This window comes from Flavobacterium piscis (assembly GCF_031457575.1).
Lineage (GTDB): Bacteria > Bacteroidota > Bacteroidia > Flavobacteriales > Flavobacteriaceae > Flavobacterium > Flavobacterium piscis_A.
Window position 1 is genome coordinate 191611 of record NZ_JAVDWQ010000008.1, and the last position, 19448, is coordinate 211058.

Genomic DNA, 19448 nt, shown 5'->3' on the forward strand with positions numbered 1-19448 from the left:
GTTGTTAAGATTAACTCAAACTTGTTATTTCTAACAGAACTTAGTCTTTAAACTAAAATTAGCCTTTACTTCTTAACTTATATTTATTTTCTTTGTATAAATTTCCTGCGGTAATTACATGCGCCAAAGCATCTTTTGCCAGCTCCACATTTAATTTAACCGGAATCAAAGTTGTATCATTTTTAATTTCAAATTGCAGCGCCTTCAAATTAGGCTGCATAATTACCACCTGGTTTCCGACCCTGAATGCATTGATATCATTAAATTGCATAATAGATCTTCCCTGTACTTTTGAATCTAATTGATTTAAATTTCTTCCCATCATTGGCGTTTCAAACGAAAGCCCCAAGTAGCTTAATAATGTTGGCGGAATATCAATCTGACTTGCTAATTTATTGTAAACCGTTCCTTTTGGGACTCCGGGTCCTATAATAAAGGCCGGAATATGAAATTTATTTATTGGAACTAAATTTTTACCGTACGTTCTGGTATTGTGATCTGCAATTACAATAAAAATAGTGTTCTTAAAATAAGCCTCCTTTTTTGCCATTTCAAAGAATTTACCAATAGAAAAATCAGCATATTTCATGGCATTGTTTACCGTAGCTGCTTTTTTGTCAAACTGCTTTATCCTTCCCGCAGGATATTCAAAAGGTTCATGATTGGATGTTGAAAACATTAAAGAGAAAAAAGGTTTATCTCCTTTTGATTTAAAATAGTCATTGGCCTTGATCACTAAATCTTCATCTGAGTACCCCCAGGTTCCTTTAAAAGCATACTTATTTCCATCCGATTCAAAATCTGTCTCGTCTATAATATTTTCAAAACCATTTCCATTAAAAAACGAGGCCATGTTGTCAAAATTCGCCATTCCCCCATAAATAAAACTGGTATCATATCCTTTTTGTTCTAAAGCATCCGCCAGCGTAAAAAAGCCTTGTTGAGAGTTTCCCATCTTCACTACACTTTCTGATGGCGAAGGTAAAAATCCTGTTACAACAGCTTCTATACCACGAACGCTTCTTGTTCCTGTACAATATAGGTTGGTAAACAATAAACCTTCTTTCGATAATTTGTCAAATTCAGGTGTTAGAGGTTTCCCTCCTAAAATCCCAACATATTCAGCTCCTAAACTTTCCTGTAGAAAAATAACCAGATTATACGGTTTTTTCAAAATTGTATCAGGCAACTGTACATGAAGAAATGGTATATTTTTATCCGTAAAATCACTAGGTCCTGCGATCATGTATTTTTTTACACGGGCAAAGGCTTCTGCTTCATCCATTTTACCGTACATCTTGGTATTTCCTTCATTTTTAATAGAATAAGCAGCAAAAGCCACTGTATAAAATGAATTCAAACCTAACACATTGGTTAACTGATCTGTAGAAAAAACAGCATTACTGGCATTAATTGGACGTTTTGAAGTAAGACTGGACCTTGCTCCAAAAAATAATAAGAAAGACACTAATGGAAAAACCATTAATTTAAATTTATAGTCAGCATTTAAAGTATAAAAAAGTCCCTTCCCTTTTTTGAAAGCTAAATATAAGACCCCGCCTAAAATGAGAAAAGTGATAATGATGGAAGTCAGATAACTTTTTAAAAGCATCCCGATTACTTCTTTAGGATAAATGAGATAATCCAGGAAAATCTTATTCGGACGTGTATCGTATTGCTTTACAAAATCCGGTGTTGCCAATTCTACAAAAAGAATTAGAAACAGGAATAGAAAAGTATAAATAACCAAAAATGAATTAGTAAATCTCAACCATTTATTAGGCAAAAAAGTGATTATGACAGCCGGCAGGAATGACAAATAACAAAGCAGGATCAAATCCATTCGTAAACCTATTGGAAAAATATACCAAAAATCGGATGTTTCTACTACCCTCTCCTTAAATATAAAAAATAAAAAAAGCCGACTTAAAGTCGTAATAAGCAATCCGATTCCAATAAAATTAAAGAGCGGTTTTAAAAAAAATATTTTTTTCATTAAAAGATTATTAGGTATAAAAGTTAACCCGAAATACAATTACTCTTCGTAACGATTTATTTCCCGGTCATAAAATTCATTAGCGAGAACAATTAAACCTTCCATTTCAGCATTTAATTCGGCTTCATCCAGATCTTCTGCTTCTTCCATAAATTCAACCTCATCATCTTTCAAATTAATTATAAACCTTGGATAATCAAGGTGAACAATGAAAATATCATCTGGAAAATCAGTATTGTCTCCAAGTAAAAATTTAGGTAATTCCATTTTTATTTATTTTTGTTTTATCTTTTTGCCACAGATTACAGAGATTAAATATTTTTTTTTAAAGAATCTGTGAAATCTGTAGCTTATTTTATACTTCAAATTTAGTTATTTGAAACTGATTTATTAATTAATTTTTTGGTTAAGTAATGAAAGCGAATGTACAAAAATACTGCTGCCGAAGTTAGGCCTGCTAAAAGTCCTATCCAGACTCCTTCTGCTTTCCAGGAAGTGTATTCTCCTAAATAATAAGAAATCGGAAAACCAATTACCCAATACGCTACAAAAGTGATATACATGGGAACTTTCACATCCTGCAATCCACGCAAAGCTCCAAGAACCACTACCTGAATTCCATCAGAAATCTGAAAAACGGCTGCTATTAAAAGTAATTTTGATGCAATGCTAATTACTTCATTATTATCCGGAAGTTGTCCTCCATTTTCCATATTCAAAAAAATATGAGGCAAGAACTGATGAAACGCCACAAACAATATGGCAAAAACTGTTTCTATTATGATGGCAAGTAAAAAAATAGAGCGTGCCACAACTATTAGTTTTTTATAATCCTGCAATCCCCTTTGATTACTAACTCTAATCATCGACGTTACACTTAGTCCCATGGCAAACATAAAAGTCATCGAAGCCAGGCTCAAAGCAATTTGATTCGCAGCCTGACTAGTTTTACCAATGTTACCACAAAGCCATATAGAAGCTGTAAATAATACTACTTCAAAAAGCATTTGCATAGCCGATGGAAACCCTATACTTATTATTTTTTTTATTGTTTCTTTTTTTATTTCATCAAAGTTGAAATTTTTAAAAAAACGTTTTAAGTCATTTCTTCTTGACAACATGATATGCATGAACATTACCAAAAATATCCTTGAAATTACAGTTCCCAGAGCTGCTCCGATAATTCCCATCCTGGGGAAAATCCAGATACCATAGATCAATACATAATTGATCCCTACATGCAACACATTTGCCATAATCATGGCATACATTGAATATTTTGTCATCGATAATCCATCAGCAAATTGTTTGTACCCCTGATACATGATTAAAGGAATCAGCGAAAAAGCAACCCAGTCAAGATAAGGTTTCGCAAGCGCTATTACATCGGCAGGCTGCTCTAGCAATTCCATTATTGGTTTTGCCAAAACAATTACGCCAAAAAGCATTAATCCTAAAATGGTACATAAAAATAGTCCGTGATGGAATGCAGAACGAATTTTATTGTCATCCTTCTCGGCATCACCTTCAGCAACAATTGGAGTAATTGCTGTAGAAAATCCAATTCCCAATGACATTGCCACAAAAATCATACTGTTTCCTAAAGAAACCGCTGCTAATTCAGTGCTTCCTAATTTACCAACCATTATGTTATCCACCATACCTATTAAAGTATGTCCAACCATTCCTAATATTACCGGATAAGCTAATCTTAAATTGTATGAAAATTCCTTTGTATACTGACTTAAATTCACTTCTCTTAATTTTAAGTCGGCAAAGATAGCAAGAAGCTTTCAATTCCTGCAAAATCAATCAAATTATAACCTTTTTATAGTAGTTATTTTTATACAAATCTCTGCATTATGTAACTATTAAAAAAAATTCTATAACATTATATAAAGTACTCACTAATACTTTTACACCATAATAATCATAAATAATATATGCATGAAAAACTTAAAAAACCTCAGAACTCTATTTTTTGCCACATTTGCACTAGCTATTACAACTACGATTTCAGCTCAGGAAACTAGCGAAACCACAAACTATGATCAGGGATTTAAATTAGGTTTTGGCTTGAATGGAGGAATACCAACTGACAACGCCTATGATTGGGCATTAGGTGGAGATGTGAGACTTCAATATGATTTATCTAAAAGAACTTCTTTAACCCTAACTACTGGTTTTACCAATTTATTTATTGGTGATGATGTTCCGGACTTAGGATTTATTCCTGCAAAAGCTGGTTTTAAAGCATTTATCTGGGAAGATCAGTTTTATATTATGGGAGAAGTTGGTGCTGGTTTTGCAGTAACTAACGGATATGATGACACTACTTTTTTGTGGGCTCCCGGAATTGGATATGCCACAAAACATATAGATATCAGTTTAAGATATGAGGATTATGACAAATTTGACACCAATCAGATAGCGCTTCGTTTAGCGTATGGTTTTAAATTGTAAAATCCGGACTTATTTTATAATGTGAATTAGTAAACCCGACAGATTTTAAAAAATCTGTCGGGTTTTTATGTAAAACAGATTGAATTTTTCTAACTCTCCCCCAATTCCTTTTTATACATTTCAAAATTGGCTTTTATCTTGTCATCAAGTTCCGGCTCTTTAATATCATCATATTTTTTCATTTCCTCCCAAATAATTTTTGCTACAATATAACGGGCCATTTCCTTATCATCAGCCGGAACTATGTACCATGGCGCATTTTCTGTCGAAGTCTTGTTTATTGTTTCTTCATAATATTCCTGATATCTATTCCAATGTTCCCGTTCCTTAAGATCCCCGGGCGAAAATTTCCAATTGTGTTTTCCTTCTTCCAAACGGCGCAATAATCTGTCCCGCTGTTCGTCTTTGCTCAAGTGAAGATAAAACTTCATCACAATTGTTCCGTTTTCGGTAATATGCTTTTCAAAATTATTGATTTGTTCGATTCTTTTTTTCCAGAACTCTGGCGTAATATCATCAACCGAATTTATTTCCGGAAGATTTTCTCCCAAAATATATTCAGGATGAACACGCGTTACAAGCACATTCTCGTAATGTGTACGGTTAAAAATCGCAAACTTTCCCTTTTCCGGTAAGGCAATGTAATGTCTCCATAAATAATCATGCTCTAACTCAGTCGAATTGGGTGTTTTAAAACTATGCACCACAACTCCACGCGGATTAAATTCTTTAAAAACTTCCCTGATCAGACTGTCTTTTCCCGAAGTGTCCATTCCCTGCAGGCAGATCAAAACACCATATTTATTATGGGCGTACATCACATCCTGCAAATCACTCAGTTTCTTTTGTACTTTATCGAGTTTTTCCTCTTTTTCTTCATCATCGGCCTCAATCTTTAATAAAGTCGGAATCTTGGATAACTTTATTTTTTCAATAACTTTAAAATCATTTGGATCTATAGATTTCATACTTTCTGAATTTTTATATAAGTAAATATACTATTTTTACGAAGCATATTCCTGCTATTCATTGCAATACTTTTTCGATAAATTGTTTTTTTTCCAAGCCATAACAAAGCTTCCGCTGGTCGCTTTCTTATGTCAGAAAAAATTCAATTTCTCCTCAAAGTATTTTCATTACTATCAGGGCTGGGCATTTATTTTCAAAAACAACATTCATGGAAAAATTCACATTAGAGATAGTATTTCAAATCATCGGAATCGGTTCGGCATCCGGATTGTTTTTCAACAACAATTCGCTTTATATTATTGGAGACAACAGCGGATTCTTATACGAATACAATATGCAGGATCAGCAATTAAGTCATCATCCTTTAATCGATAATCCTTCGCAAAATATTCCGAAAAACATCAAACCCGATTTTGAATCCATAACGCATCATAACGATACATTATATGTTTTTGGTTCCGGCTCAACCGAAAACCGAAACAAAATGATCGAATTCGATTTGAAGACCAAAACGATTTTACAAAAAAATGATCTGGTTGATTTGTATACTTTAATGCAAAGTTTCGGAGAAATCAAACCTGAAGACTTCAATCTCGAAGGCGCTATTTTTGATGGAGAAAACTGGTACTTATTCAATCGTGGGAACGGAATCTCAAACAAAAACACCATTTTTACCATTCACGCCAAAAAACTCAATGAGGAATTTGCATTAGTAGCAACCAATTATAAACTGCCAAAAATAAAAGGTGTTCGCTCCAGTTTTACCGATGCTATTTTGGTGGAAGACAAAATCTATTTCCTTGCCACTGCCGAAGACACTCAATCTACTTATGATGACGGAGAAGTCCTGGGAAGTTTGATTGGCCGCATCGATCTTAAAACCATGAAAATTGAGTTTACCCAAAAAATAACATCAACCAACAAATTTGAAGGTTTGACTTTCTATCAAAAATCAAAGGGAAAAATTGAGTTTTTCCTTTGCGAGGATAATGATACCGAGCTTTTGGAGACGAAGATTTTTAAATTGAGTTTGCCGGTAAAGTAATGCAAATAAATTATGATTGAATTTACTTTTTTACTATAAAGCCGTTTTATGTTACTCCGGGGATATCATAAGTGTAAGAGCATTACTGTACGCCTTTACGATAAAACCTCTGAACCTTAAATACCTTTGTAACTTTGAACCTCTAAAAAAAACTTTTTTCATCTCATCCCAACCTTTTTCATTTTTTATCTCTCTTTAGTATAAAGACAATCATTGTGATGAACGAAACGCTAATTTCTAACTGCAAAAAAATGAACCGGGATGCCCAGCGTCAGGTTTATGAGCACATGGCTCCAAAATTGTATCGCCTTTGCAAACGGTACCTAAAGAAAGAAGAAGAAATTGAAGAAGCACTGGCAGATGCTTTCTATACGATTTTCACCAAACTGGATCAGCTTAAGGAAGAAAAAGCCTTTGAAGCCTGGTCCAGGAAAATAACCGTCAATCACTGTTTGGCAGCCATTAAGAAACATACTAATTTCAATATGTATCTTGATGATGTCAAATTGCTGTCACAGCCTTTTACGGACGAAATCAATTCACTCGAAGAAGAAGATTTACTCAATTTACTCAACCATATTCCGGATGGCTGTAAAACTGTTTTCAACCTTTTTGTCATAGAAGGTTACGGACACAAAGAAATAGCCAGTATGCTTAACATTTCTGAAGGCACTTCAAAATCACAACTGAATGCTTCTAAAACCAAGCTAAAGGAATTAGTAAACAAATTGTATTACCAAAAAGCAAAATAGTCATGGACAATCAAGATAAATTATTCAATAAATTCAAAGAGGCTTCTCAAAATGCCGAAACCAAAGACTTTCCTGCAATGGAAAAAATCTGGTTGCGCGTTGAGGATAAACTGGATAAGAAAGAAGATAAAAAAGCCATTTCATTATGGAAGAAAATTGCAATCGCTGCTTCTCTTTTATTAATGATTTCTTTAGGCTCTCAGTTTTTAACATCAGATAAAGAAACCACAATCCAAAATACTGAAGTTGTAGTGAATGAAAAAGAAGATATTGAAAATCAAACTTCAAAAAAAGATAATGCTGTGGTTGCAAAGAAAACTGAAATAGTGACCAAAGATGAAGCAATAGAAATCTTAGACAATCAAATTAAACAAAAACAGAAAGTAGCCCTGCAGGAAATACAAAACCGAAACGCTGAAACAATAGGAATCGGAACATCAGTTGCGGTAAGTGCGAATGAAGTTTATCTGCCCGCTCCTGTACAAGTTCAGGCTGAAAATTCTGAAGAAGAAAATGCAACTGTAAAAGGAAAAATGGAAGTAATGAATGGCTATTCTGAAATAAAAGAAAGAGAATCTGCTAAAGTTGCTTATGCTGCCAAACAATCTCAAATGGTTAAAAAGAGTGCGCCTTTAGTTGTTCTTAACGGAAATGCAATCTCCCATAGCGATGATCAAAAAAGGGACAAAATGATGCAGGAAGAATTGCCTAACCTGAGACCTGAAAACTTAGAATCACTGGTTATATTAGATGAACCTTTATATATTATTGACGGAATTTATTATTCGGAAAATGATTTATTTGGCAATAATCCAACAAGTCCCTACGCTCCTTTGAACAAACAGGAAATTAAAACCATTACGATTCTTCAGGATCTTGAAGCTACATCAAAATATGGCGAAAAAGGAAAAAAAGGCGTCGTAATTATCACTACAAAAACCGGAAAACCAGCTACACAGAAATAGCTAAAACCTAAACATTAATTTTAAAAATTACTATCATGAAAAACGTAAAACTTATTTCATTAGCCCTTTCTATGCTTATATGTTTCGTAACATTTGCACAGGAAAAAACGATTACCGGAACAGTTTCTGATGAAAACAGACAACCGCTGCCTGGCGCGAATGTTACCAATCAGAATTCTAAACAAACTGCTCAAACCAATTATGACGGACAATACAGTATTCTGGCAAAAAAAGGAGATCTTCTGGTTTTTAATTATATTGGTTATGAAACTCAAAGACAAAAAGTAGAAAACTCAACTACTATGAATATCAAACTACTTCCGGCTTTTCAAAGTTTGCAGGAAGTAGTGGTTGTTGGTTACGGAACTAGTTCCGGGGAATATGAAAATAATAACTATAGCCAATCAAAAAGGAAAGAAAAAAAAGCTGCTACTGCAATGCTTCAGGGCAGGGTTGCGGGTGTTCAAATTGCACAAAACAGTCAATACATGGCTAGTCCAAAAGTAGTAATACGAGGTGCTGCCACTACTCCATCTAAAAATGAGCCTCTGTATATTATTGATGGCGTTCCCGCAAAAGCAGACCAGATAGCCCAAATTAATCCAAATGACATTAAAGATGTAAAAGTTTTAAAAGATTCGGAATCAACTTCTGTCTATGGTAGTAAAGGAGTCAACGGCGTTGTTGTCATAGCCACTAAAAATGATCTTTATAAAAACCTTACGGAGAAAGAACTTAATGTTAAATTAAAACATAATGATATTCAGCCAGAAGAAGTTAATCAGGAAGATTATGATACTTTTGTTGAGAATGCTTTCGAAAGTCCAAAAACTGCTCCTCTTTCTACTTTTTCAATTGATGTTGATAATGCTTCCTATACCAATGTGAGACGTTTTATTAATAACGGACAAACGGTTCCTAAAGATGCTATTCGGGTAGAAGAAATGGTCAATTTCTTTAAATACAATTATCCACAACCAAAAGACCAGCATCCATTCTCTATCAATACAGAGTTAAGCGAATCACCCTGGAATACTAAAAACCAGGTTTTAAAAATTGGATTACAGGGAAAAAATATTCCAACCGATGATTTGCCAGCTTCCAATTTAGTTTTTTTAATTGATGTTTCTGGTTCCATGAGTAATGCTAATAAATTGCCATTATTGAAACAATCCTTGAAAATACTGGTAAATGAACTGAGGACCAAAGACAAAGTAGCCATTGTTGTTTATGCCGGAGCTGCCGGATTGGTTTTGCCTCCTACATCCGGAGATGAGAAAAAAACAATAATCAATGCATTAGAAAAACTGAATGCCGGAGGAAGTACAGCCGGAGGAGCCGGAATTGAACTGGCTTATAAAATAGCGGTCGAAAATTTTATCAAAAACGGAAATAACAGAGTCATTCTGGCAACTGACGGTGATTTTAATGTGGGAAGTACCTCTAACTCTGACATGGAAAAACTAATTGAAGAAAAAAGAAAATCGGGTGTTTTCTTAACTTGCTTAGGATATGGAATGGGTAATTACAAAGACAGCAAAATGGAAACTTTAGCAGATAAAGGAAACGGAAACTATGCTTATATCGATAATATCCAGGAAGCGAATCGTTTTTTAGGCAAAGAATTTAAAGGTTCTATGTTTGCCATTGCAAAAGATGTAAAAATCCAGATAGAATTCAACCCAAAGCAAGTGCAGGCTTACCGGTTAATTGGTTATGAAAACAGAAAATTACGTCCGGAAGATTTTAAAAATGATGCTATTGATGCCGGTGAATTAGGAAGCAATCATACCGTTACGGCTTTGTATGAAATTATTCCTGCGGGCGTTCACAGCGATTATTTAAAACAACAGCCTGACGATTTAAAATATACCAAAGTTCAGGAAACTCCAAATACTTATAATGGTGAACTGGCTACCATAAAATTTCGTTACAAAAAACCGGATGGCAATAAAAGTATCGAAATGGTCAATGTGATTGCAAATAAATCAGTTTCTTTAGAAAAGTCAACAGAAGATTTTAAATTTAGCAGCGCCGTTGCCTGGTTTGGATTAAAATTAAGAGATTCAAAATTAATTTCGAATAAATCATCCGAAGATATTATCAAATTAGCAAGGCAGGGACTGGTAAACGATGCGGAAGGTTATAAAGCTGAATTCATACGACTTATTGAAACCGTAAAACTGGATTATTAACAAATGTTTCTATACATTTGAATTTGATTTTTTAAAACAACTAAAACATCATTTATTATAAATCAATCTCAAATAAAAATTAATGAACCCAATTTTAAATCAGAATCTATTTCTTGTAAAAGAACACGTTGGAATGTTTAAGGCCGCTAACAATTACGACATTTATGATCCGGAGAGCAATCTGATTATCATGAATTGCCGGGAAAATAATCTGGGTTTTTTTACTAAAATTTTACGCTTCACCGATTATAAAAGAATGACGCCATTTAATATTGAAATTACTACACCTTCGGGAGAAAAATTGATTTCTGTAAGACGTGGCATCGCATGGTTTAGATCTACCGTTGAAGTTCTTGATGAAAAAGATCGTTTGGTGGGAACCTTTAAGCAGAAATTTTTCTCTTTTGGAGGGAAATTCGAAATTCTGGATAAAAACGAAAAACCGGCTGCTACCCTTCAGGGAAAATGGACTGGTTGGGATTTTAAATTTTCTCATGAAAATAAGCAACTTGCTCAGGTAAGCAAAAAATGGGCCGGAATAGGGAGAGAGTTTTTTACAAGTGCTGATAATTATGCACTTCAAATAGAAGAAACTGTAACGCAGGACAGCCCGCTTAGACAATTAATTCTGGCAGCCGTAATGTGTATTGATATGGTTCTGAAAGAATAAACAAGTTTGTTAAACTTACTTTAAGAAAACATCCAAAAACATCATTTTAGTTCGCAAAAGCTTTATTTTTGTGTTACTTAAATGATGCTTTTTGCATTCCGAAAAATAAATCATGACAGACTTAAAAAATAAAAATGCCTTAATTACAGGAGCCGGAAAAGGAATTGGAAAAGCAATCGCTATTGCTTTGGCCAAAGAAGGCGTAAATGTAATTTTAGTTTCAAGGACTCAGTCAGATATAGACAAATTAGCGATAGAAACTTCTAATTTAGGTGTAAAATCGTTAGCTTTAACTGCTGATGTATCAGATATCGATTCGATTAATAAAGCAGTAGAAACGGCTCTGTCCGAATTTAAAACTATTGATATTCTAATCAACAATGCCGGGATTGCCTCTTTTGGCAAATTTTTGGAATTAGAGCCTGCCACCTGGGAAAAAATCATTCAGGTCAACCTGATGGGAACCTATTATACTACCCGTGCTGTTATACCAAATATGATCGAAAGACAAACTGGTGACATTATTAATATATCATCAACAGCAGGATTAAACGGAAATGCTTTAACAAGTGCTTATAGTGCTTCAAAATTTGCTGTTTTAGGGTTAACAGATTCTTTAATGCAGGAAATGAGAAAACACAATATTCGTGTTACTGCATTAACACCAAGTACTGTGGCAACAGATTTAGCTTTAGATTTGAATTTAACCGATGGCAATCCCGAAAAAGTAATGCAATCTGAGGATATAGCCGAATTGATAATTGCCCAATTAAAACTAAATCGAAGGGTTTTTATAAAAAACAGCAGCATCTGGTCCACAAATCCTTAATTTAAAATTTAAAATATCAATGGAACAATATTTAAGGCAATTGATTTCAATTGCATTTACAGACAAAAAAGAAATTTTCACCGGATTTCTTATTGATTATTCGGATGATTGGATTTTACTTAAAAACAATCCTGTCGACTTTATAATTGATGGCTTTGTGATTTTAAAAAACAAAAACATAGAAGCTATTGAAAGAGACGAAGAACTCGAATTTAATGAAAAAGTGATTCGCCTTAAAGGTTTAAAAACAAATGCTGAAGACATCATTCCAATTAAGGATTTGAGCACTATTCTGAATTACATCACAAATAAATATGGCATTTTTCAGATTGTGAAAAAATCACCTAAATCAGTTTATTTAGGGAAACTTATTGAAGTAAATGATGAAATATTAACCATTGATTTTTTAGACATCAGAGGTGCTTTTGGAGGAGAATTAAGTTTTAATCCTGAAAAAATAAGGGTTATTGAATTTGATTCGGATTATATCAATTCATTGAAATTGGTTTCGGAGGAAAACGAAAAGTAATTTTATCTAAAACACGAAAAAGCTCTTTTTGATAAAGGGCTTTTTTAATTTTATGTCATTTCGACGTAAGGAGAAATCACACCAGTAATTCGACAAAGATTGGTAATTATCTGTACGGAGTTTCTAGTGCGATTTCTCCTTACGTCGAAATTAACAAGTTTCCTATATTATGCTTCCGCTAATTTATTAATAAACTCCAGACGAACACTTCCGTCATCATCTATTTTTGTTAAATTTATTTGCTGTAAAGTATTTATCAATTCCGGATTCCAGGGTGTTTTTACTTTTACATAGTTTTCAGTAAAACCATGAATGTAACCTTCTTTATTTTCACTTTCAAATAAAACTGTTCTACTAGTTCCTAATTGGCTTTCATAAAAAGCACGTCGTTTTTTAACTGATAAACCACGTAACATTTTACTGCGTTTTGCCCTTACGTTTGCAGGAACAACTCCTGTCATGTTTGCAGCTTCGGTATTATCTCTTTCAGAATACGTGAATACGTGCAAATACGAAATATCCATATCATTTAGAAAGTGATAAGTCTCTAAAAAGTGCTCATCTGTTTCGCCAGGAAAACCTACAATAACGTCAACGCCAATACAGGCGTCGGGCATTACTTCACGAATTTTATTCACGCGTTCCGTGTACACTTCACGCAAATAACGACGTTTCATTAATTTTAAAATATCATTGCTTCCGGATTGTAGCGGAATATGAAAATGAGGAACAAAAGTTCGGCTCCCGGAAACAAATTCAATGGTCTCGTTTTTCAATAAATTCGGTTCGATAGAGGATATTCGCAAACGCTCAATTCCTTCAACCTGATCCAGCGCCTGAACTAAATCAAGAAAAGTGTGTTCATGTTTTTTATTTCCGAATTCACCTTTTCCGTAATCTCCAATGTTCACTCCGGTCAAAACAATTTCTTTGATGTTCTGGGTCGAAATCTCTTTGGCATTCTGCAACACATTCTCTAGAGCATCACTTCTTGAGATTCCTCTCGCTAATGGAATGGTACAATATGTACATTTATAATCACATCCATCCTGAACCTTCAAAAAAGCACGCGTTCTGTCCCCAATAGAATAGCTCCCAACGTAAAAATCAGCTTCGGCAATTTCGCAGGAGTGAACTTCACCCCTATCATTTTTGCTTAAATCATGAATATAATCGGTAATCTTAAACTTTTCGGTAGCGCCCAGAACCAGATCTACGCCATCAACAGCGGCTAATTCTTCAGGTTTTAACTGTGCATAACAACCTACAGCAGCTACAAAAGCCTTATCATTAAGTTTCATCGCTTTCTTTACAACCTGCTTAAACTGTTTATCAGCATTCTCTGTAACAGAACAAGTATTTATCACATATATGTCTGCTACTTCCTCAAAATCAACACGATCAAAACCCTCATCATTAAAATTTCTGGCAATAGTAGAGGTTTCTGAAAAATTCAGTTTGCAACCAAGCGTATAAAAGGCAACTTTTTTTCTGTTTTCCATAGGAATGCACTACGTTTTAAGTAGTAAGATATTATATTTTCTGCATGATTAAAGAGTCTGCAAATTTACATACAATATTCTTCAAAAGAAAATCAATAATGTATTAAAAATCAATATTTTGCACCAAACAGATATAAATTTATCGTTCAAAACAATCAGATCTAAAAAACATCCTAGTAAATTATACACATTATCTAAAAAACATAAAACACTAAAAACCAGTAGAAAGCTTCGACAAAAAGTAAATAAAACCGACAAAAAACTTCTTTTTTAATTTTAAATTCATTTTTTTCAACATTCAATTTTGATGACGTTGATTTTAAATGTAAATTCACGCTTGAAAATTCCAATCAAAATTATTTAGTAACAAAATATAAATCAGCCATAACAATTTTCGATTTCATGCGTTAATCTTATTTCGTTTGATGTTTTTAGATTAAATTAAGAATAAATGGGCAAGCCGAAAACCAATCAGAGTAGGCAAATTTTAAAAAACAATCCTTTTATGAAAGCATTTTTCCCCACAATCTGCTTGATGCTATTGACCGTTTTCAGTTCGCATTCACAAATAACTCCCAACAATGGAAATCCATTTCCAACTATCAGTACTTTAACAACATGGGCAAGTTTAAACTCTCAGTCACAATTCGATATTGCTATTCGTGCTGTTGGATTTAAATTTGAAGTAAAAGAACCTGGCGAAGGATCCACTGCATATACCTACATAAGAAAAGTAGTGGTTAATGAAGTTAATTATACGGACAGAATCGTGTACCGAATCACAAATAATAATTCTGCCAGCATCATATCCTTAGTAACAGCTTCTACTGATCTGGTTAGTTTATATACACCACAATTGGTAACATTCAAAAACAACAATTGCAAAACCGAAATGTCTAAAGACAAAAACACAACCTGCAGTTGTTATGAAAGCGCTAATTTTGCGATTGATCTTTGCGACGAACGGGTAAAACTGACAATGGGTGACGGAAACAAATATTTTGTTTCAGTTGCTAAAAAATAATACCTACATATTTAATACTAAGTATTAGAAACTATGAGCTGTTTTTCTAAATCTTTGTAGATCTTAATTATAAGATTACAAAGATTTAGAACTCATTTCTTAGGATAAGTTACAAGTTTGGATTTTTTACTTCATACCAAACTTCTAATTCCTCTTCATATTCAAAAGAATTTACGTAATGCAACCCCAGCTTTTCAAGAATTCTTCTGGAGTTTTCATTTCCTGCATCTGCGTACGCATAAAGCACATCAACATTCATAACATTAAAAGCATAATCTACAAAAGCTTTCCCGGCTTCAGTAGCATATCCTTTTCCCCAATGCTTTTCGATGAAACGATATCCTATTTCATAAAAATCCCTATGATTATTGATTTCATTTGTAATGAACTTTATTCCGGACCAACCTAAAAATTCATTCGTTTCTTTTAAGATTACAGCCCAACGGCCCGTTCCAAAATCCTTATATTGTTGTTGGATGTTTTTTATCTGATCAAGACTTTCCTCAAAATATTTTACAGGTTTGTTTCCCAGAAAAAGATGCACATTCGGATTAGAATCCAATTCGAACATTCCGTCAACATCAGAAAGAAGTAATTCTCTTAAAATAAGACGTTCCGTTTCTATTGCTTCTTTCATCTCAAAAATTTAATTTAAAATATAACGCTGTACCACCTCAGCAACTCCATCATCATTATTTGAAGCCACTATCACATTAGCTCTGTCACGCAATTCAGGCGTAACATTGTCAACCCAAACTCCTAGACCGGCATATTCAATCATTGTTAAGTCGTTTCCGGCGTTTCCAACAGCGATTATTTCACTTTGATGAATGTTAAGCTTTTCTGCCAATAGTTTTAAACTTGCCGCTTTATCAATTCCGTTCTGGGCCGCTTCAAGAAAAAAAGGTTTTGACATTGCAACACTTAAATGAGGCATCGCTACTTTCAAATCTTTTTCCACTTCTTTCAAATAAGAAGGTTCTGCTAATAAAATACATTTTACAGCGGGTCTAGTAACAGCTTCTTTAAAACTGAATACTTTGTTGTGCTGCAATCCTGTAATTTCTTTTTCGATTTCAATATATTCAGAATCGGTTTCGCTTATAATTTCACCGTCAAGATACGTGATAATATGCGTTTTCATTTTTACACTATAATCGTATAAATCATGAATTTGTTCTGGTGTCAAACATTGTTCAAATAATACAAGGCCATCTTTTACAGTACTGATAACGGCACCGTTAAATGAAATAATATATGAATCGTTCAAATCTAATTCCAATTCTTTAGCATAAGCTGTCATCGCTGAAGTCGGTCTTCCTGAAGCCAAAACCACATAAATTCCTTTTGCCTGCGCTTCTAATAGTACCTTCTTATTTAAATCTGAAATTTTATGATCGTCTGTCAACAAGGTATCATCCATGTCGAGCACTAGCATTTTATATTGCATTATTTTTAGTTTTCAGTCGCAGTCACAGTTTTCAGTCTCGATGTTACTGAGACTGAAAACTGTGACTGATTACTTATTTAGATACTCATTCTGAAATCTTCAATAACCGGGTTCGCTTTTGCAAAATCTGTTTCCTGAATAAAAACCTCAACAGCCAGATCTGTTTGTCCAAAACCTCCTAAGCGAGCTGATTGAATATTATCTTTTTTTGTTGTTTCAATTCCCGCCTGTTCTAATCTTTCCTTCAAAGCAATAGCTAATACTTCACTTCCTGAAAACACCTTCATTAATCCCATGCCATTTTATTTTTTATTATAATTATTATTTATTTTATTCTTTTCTCCTATACTCATAAGTGATGTTGTAACTACTTCCGGCCCAAAACATAAACAAAAGCGCCCCTTCGTTATTCACCGCTTCATTTATTAAAAGATTATCGTCTTTTGTTAATCCTATTCTTCTTTTATTATTTCTACAGCCTCCAAAAAGATAAGGGATTCCGCTGCATTCTAAAAACTTATTATCCAGATAAAACATTCCTTTTTTATATTTTCCCGAAAGTACCGTATCTTTAATAATCATCGAATTTTGAAATACTTTTATCGATAATAAATTCGCGTTTTCAAATTTGAGATTCAGCAAATACTTGTTTTCTTCCAAAACATGACTCAATTCAGTTTTTTTTCCAAAATTTGGATTAACCATAAATTGATAAGCATTATTATTTTTTAATGAATCTCCAACTACCTGAGTTTCGCCTGAACTAGTATAACTTTTTATCGGATTAAGAGAATAATTTCCTTCTAATTTAGAAATATTCTCTACTTTTAAATTTTCCAACTGTTTTTTGAACTTCTTTTTTGAAAAACTGGCACAGCCAAAAAGATTTATCACTAATCCTATTGCAAATACAAAATATTGAATCTGTCTTTTCATTTACTGAATTAATTATAAATCAATTAAATTTATTATTCCTCTTCAATCAAATCTTCTTCTTCTTCGTCAAGTTCATCATCTCCCTTTTCATCCAAATCAAACAAATAAGGTTCCAGCATCATTTTGTCTGCCAAAATCTCGATACGTTCTGTTAATGTCTCTGCAAAAATAATACGTTGCGTTTTAGGGATACTGTTCGAAATACGCATGATTTTAGTTTCGTGACGTAATTTCAAAATAGGATCAGCGTCATCCAGAATAAACATTTTTAAACGGTTTACATTATAACCGGCGGTTGTAAACATATCACTCAATTTGTTTGGTGTTCCAATTAAAACATCTATTCCGGTCGAAATATAGTTTTTATCATAATCTGTATCGCCTTTATCATGTACACCATACACTTCAAGATTAGAATATTTTCCATATTTCTCGAAAAGCTCTTCCATCTCTAATACTTTGGATTTGTCTTCCACAAAAATCAAAGCACGTGGCGATTCTTCAGTATGTCCCGCTAATTGCTGAATTACATTCAATACGATTGTTGTCGACTTACCGCTTCCTGCCGGAGAAAGAATAATACAATCTGCACCACTTTTTATTGTAGAAAAAGTTTCCATCTGCAAGATGTTCGGCTCCGTTAAACCATTTTCGATTAAGGCGTCCTGTAACTTTTCATTTATTTTTTTTAGTTTCATCTAATTTAGATTGGAAAATTAAAAGATTAAAAAATTGAAAAATTGCATCCTGAAACTAAATCTTTCAATCATTGAATCTTTAAATCATTTAATTATTTTTTTATTTACTTGCAAACAATTTTACATCGGTTTCAGAAATTTCGCTTCCACCCAGAATAATCAATCTTTCAACAACATTTCGAAGTTCACGGATATTTCCTGTCCAATCATATTCCTGCAATAATTTTATGGCTTGCGCCGAAAATACTTTTACCACATTTCCTTGTTCCGAAGCAATTTTCTCTGCAAAGTGCCTTATTAAAGCAGGAATATCATCACGCCTTTCATTCAATGGCGGAACCTTAATTAAAATCACAGCCAGGCGATGGTATAAATCTTCCCGAAAACGACCCTCGGCAATTTCTGTTTTTAAGTCTTTATTGGTTGCTGCCACTACACGAACATCTACTTTTATATCTTTTTCAGCTCCAACCCTCGTAATCATACTTTCCTGCAAAGCACGCAACACTTTGGCTTGCGCCGAAAGACTCATATCACCTATTTCATCCAGAAAAATAGTTCCTTTATCTGCTGCTTCAAACTTTCCGGCACGATCTTTCACTGCCGATGTAAAAGCACCTTTTACGTGACCGAATAATTCACTTTCGATTAATTCACTTGGAATTGCTGCACAGTTCACTTCGATTAAAGGGAAATTAGCACGCTCGCTTTTTTCATGCAATTGATGCGCCACTAACTCTTTTCCGGTTCCGTTTGGTCCCGTAATTAAAACTCTGGCTTCGGTTTGGGCTACTTTATCAATCATTACTTTAATATGATTGATGGCTTCGCTCTCGCCAACCATTTCGTAATTTTTGCTGACTTTTTTCTTTAAGATTTTATTCTCAACAACGAGTTGCTTTTTATCTAAAGCATTACGAACCGTATTCAATAAGCGATTCAAATCTGGCGGTTTCGAGATATAATCAAAAGCCCCTAAACGCATCGTGTGAATTGCCGTTTCCATATCGCCATGACCGGAAATCATGACCATCGGAATTTCAGGTTTGATTTTTTTTACTTCTTCTAAAACCTCAACACCATCCATTTTTGGCATTTTAATATCGCACAAAACCAGATCGTAATCGTTGTTTTTTATTTTTTCAAGCCCCACAACACCATCTTCGGCTTCATCAACCTGATAGGTGTCATTTTCTTCTGACAAAATCTTTACCAAAACTCTTCTGATCGCTGCTTCGTCTTCTATAATTAATATTTTACTCATTTTTTTTCTTAAGGTTCGAAGTTGCAAAGGCACAAAGGTACAAAGTTTAAAATCTTTGTCAGTTTGTGCCTTTGAACCTTCGTTATTATATTAATATTTATGTCCATTCTGCAGTTCTTATTTTTTGTTCTAAGCTACATAGGTTCTCACTAAAAAAACTT

General features: G+C 33.8%; 20 protein-coding genes. 9 read left to right on the forward strand and 11 right to left on the reverse strand.

The window, feature by feature from the left end; translation table 11 throughout:
• Nucleotides 1-58 precede the first annotated feature (58 nt).
• The 3 genes from J2W48_RS13190 to J2W48_RS13200 all read right to left on the reverse strand — a co-directional run bounded on the left by J2W48_RS13190 (nucleotide 59) and on the right by J2W48_RS13200 (nucleotide 3750).
• Entirely contained in the window at nucleotides 59-1996 is a 1938-nt protein-coding gene (locus J2W48_RS13190) for an LTA synthase family protein (RefSeq protein WP_310282078.1), read from the reverse strand.
• Between the two features lie 39 nt (nucleotides 1997-2035).
• On the reverse strand, nucleotides 2036-2263 hold the full coding sequence (locus J2W48_RS13195; protein ID WP_127339667.1) for a hypothetical protein: 228 nt from the start codon (nucleotides 2261-2263) through the stop codon (nucleotides 2036-2038).
• 101 nt (nucleotides 2264-2364) lie between these two features.
• Nucleotides 2365-3750, reverse strand: coding sequence for an MATE family efflux transporter (locus J2W48_RS13200; RefSeq protein WP_310282080.1), 1386 nt, complete (start codon nucleotides 3748-3750; stop codon nucleotides 2365-2367).
• Nucleotides 3751-3943: 193 nt separating this feature from the next.
• On the opposite strand from J2W48_RS13200, the gene J2W48_RS13205 reads away from it, so the two are divergent.
• The gene (locus tag J2W48_RS13205) at nucleotides 3944-4459 is read left to right on the forward strand and encodes a hypothetical protein (RefSeq protein ID WP_310282082.1); all 516 of its coding nucleotides are present in this window, start codon (nucleotides 3944-3946) and stop codon (nucleotides 4457-4459) included.
• Between the two features lie 89 nt (nucleotides 4460-4548).
• Here the strand turns inward: J2W48_RS13205 and J2W48_RS13210 are convergent, their stop codons facing one another.
• The gene (locus J2W48_RS13210) at nucleotides 4549-5427 is read right to left on the reverse strand and encodes a PPK2 family polyphosphate kinase (RefSeq protein WP_310282085.1); all 879 of its coding nucleotides are present in this window, start codon (nucleotides 5425-5427) and stop codon (nucleotides 4549-4551) included.
• A gap of 209 nt (nucleotides 5428-5636) precedes the next feature.
• On the opposite strand from J2W48_RS13210, the gene J2W48_RS13215 reads away from it, so the two are divergent.
• The 7 genes from J2W48_RS13215 to J2W48_RS13245 all read left to right on the forward strand — a co-directional run bounded on the left by J2W48_RS13215 (nucleotide 5637) and on the right by J2W48_RS13245 (nucleotide 12413).
• Nucleotides 5637-6473 (forward strand): DUF6929 family protein, encoded by an 837-nt coding sequence (locus J2W48_RS13215; RefSeq protein ID WP_310282087.1) that lies wholly within the window; start codon nucleotides 5637-5639, stop codon nucleotides 6471-6473.
• Between the two features lie 251 nt (nucleotides 6474-6724).
• On the forward strand, nucleotides 6725-7225 hold the full coding sequence (locus J2W48_RS13220) for an RNA polymerase sigma factor (RefSeq protein WP_310282151.1): 501 nt from the start codon (nucleotides 6725-6727) through the stop codon (nucleotides 7223-7225).
• A gap of 2 nt (nucleotides 7226-7227) precedes the next feature.
• Entirely contained in the window at nucleotides 7228-8190 is a 963-nt protein-coding gene (locus tag J2W48_RS13225; protein ID WP_310282088.1) for a hypothetical protein, read from the forward strand.
• Nucleotides 8191-8225: 35 nt separating this feature from the next.
• Entirely contained in the window at nucleotides 8226-10385 is a 2160-nt protein-coding gene (locus tag J2W48_RS13230) for a vWA domain-containing protein (protein WP_310282090.1), read from the forward strand.
• Nucleotides 10386-10467: 82 nt separating this feature from the next.
• The gene (locus J2W48_RS13235; RefSeq protein WP_310282092.1) at nucleotides 10468-11055 is read left to right on the forward strand and encodes an LURP-one-related/scramblase family protein; all 588 of its coding nucleotides are present in this window, start codon (nucleotides 10468-10470) and stop codon (nucleotides 11053-11055) included.
• A 112-nt stretch (nucleotides 11056-11167) separates the two neighbouring features.
• On the forward strand, nucleotides 11168-11884 hold the full coding sequence (locus tag J2W48_RS13240) for a 3-ketoacyl-ACP reductase (protein ID WP_310282094.1): 717 nt from the start codon (nucleotides 11168-11170) through the stop codon (nucleotides 11882-11884).
• Nucleotides 11885-11903: 19 nt separating this feature from the next.
• Nucleotides 11904-12413 (forward strand): hypothetical protein, encoded by a 510-nt coding sequence (locus J2W48_RS13245; protein WP_310282097.1) that lies wholly within the window; start codon nucleotides 11904-11906, stop codon nucleotides 12411-12413.
• Between the two features lie 167 nt (nucleotides 12414-12580).
• Here J2W48_RS13245 and mtaB read toward each other — a convergent pair whose 3' ends face one another.
• Nucleotides 12581-13915, reverse strand: a complete 1335-nt coding sequence (mtaB, locus tag J2W48_RS13250) for a tRNA (N(6)-L-threonylcarbamoyladenosine(37)-C(2))-methylthiotransferase MtaB (RefSeq protein WP_310282099.1) — start codon at nucleotides 13913-13915, stop codon at nucleotides 12581-12583.
• A 505-nt stretch (nucleotides 13916-14420) separates the two neighbouring features.
• Here mtaB and J2W48_RS13255 point away from each other — a divergent pair.
• Nucleotides 14421-14939 (forward strand): hypothetical protein, encoded by a 519-nt coding sequence (locus J2W48_RS13255; RefSeq protein WP_310282101.1) that lies wholly within the window; start codon nucleotides 14421-14423, stop codon nucleotides 14937-14939.
• Nucleotides 14940-15048: 109 nt separating this feature from the next.
• On the opposite strand, the gene J2W48_RS13260 is transcribed toward J2W48_RS13255, so the two are convergent.
• The 6 genes from J2W48_RS13260 to J2W48_RS13285 form a co-directional block, all read right to left on the reverse strand.
• A complete protein-coding gene (locus J2W48_RS13260) occupies nucleotides 15049-15576 on the reverse strand; it encodes a GNAT family N-acetyltransferase (RefSeq protein ID WP_310282102.1) in 528 nt (175 codons plus the stop codon).
• A 9-nt stretch (nucleotides 15577-15585) separates the two neighbouring features.
• The gene (locus J2W48_RS13265; protein WP_310282104.1) at nucleotides 15586-16389 is read right to left on the reverse strand and encodes a Cof-type HAD-IIB family hydrolase; all 804 of its coding nucleotides are present in this window, start codon (nucleotides 16387-16389) and stop codon (nucleotides 15586-15588) included.
• Between the two features lie 77 nt (nucleotides 16390-16466).
• Nucleotides 16467-16685 (reverse strand): putative signal transducing protein, encoded by a 219-nt coding sequence (locus tag J2W48_RS13270; protein WP_310282106.1) that lies wholly within the window; start codon nucleotides 16683-16685, stop codon nucleotides 16467-16469.
• Between the two features lie 34 nt (nucleotides 16686-16719).
• Nucleotides 16720-17325 (reverse strand): hypothetical protein, encoded by a 606-nt coding sequence (locus J2W48_RS13275; RefSeq protein WP_310282108.1) that lies wholly within the window; start codon nucleotides 17323-17325, stop codon nucleotides 16720-16722.
• 32 nt (nucleotides 17326-17357) lie between these two features.
• Complete coding sequence (locus J2W48_RS13280; protein WP_310282110.1) at nucleotides 17358-18023, reverse strand: DEAD/DEAH box helicase; 666 nt, start codon at nucleotides 18021-18023, stop codon at nucleotides 17358-17360.
• 100 nt (nucleotides 18024-18123) lie between these two features.
• Entirely contained in the window at nucleotides 18124-19287 is a 1164-nt protein-coding gene (locus J2W48_RS13285) for a sigma-54-dependent transcriptional regulator (protein ID WP_310282112.1), read from the reverse strand.
• Nucleotides 19288-19448: the final 161 nt, after the last annotated feature.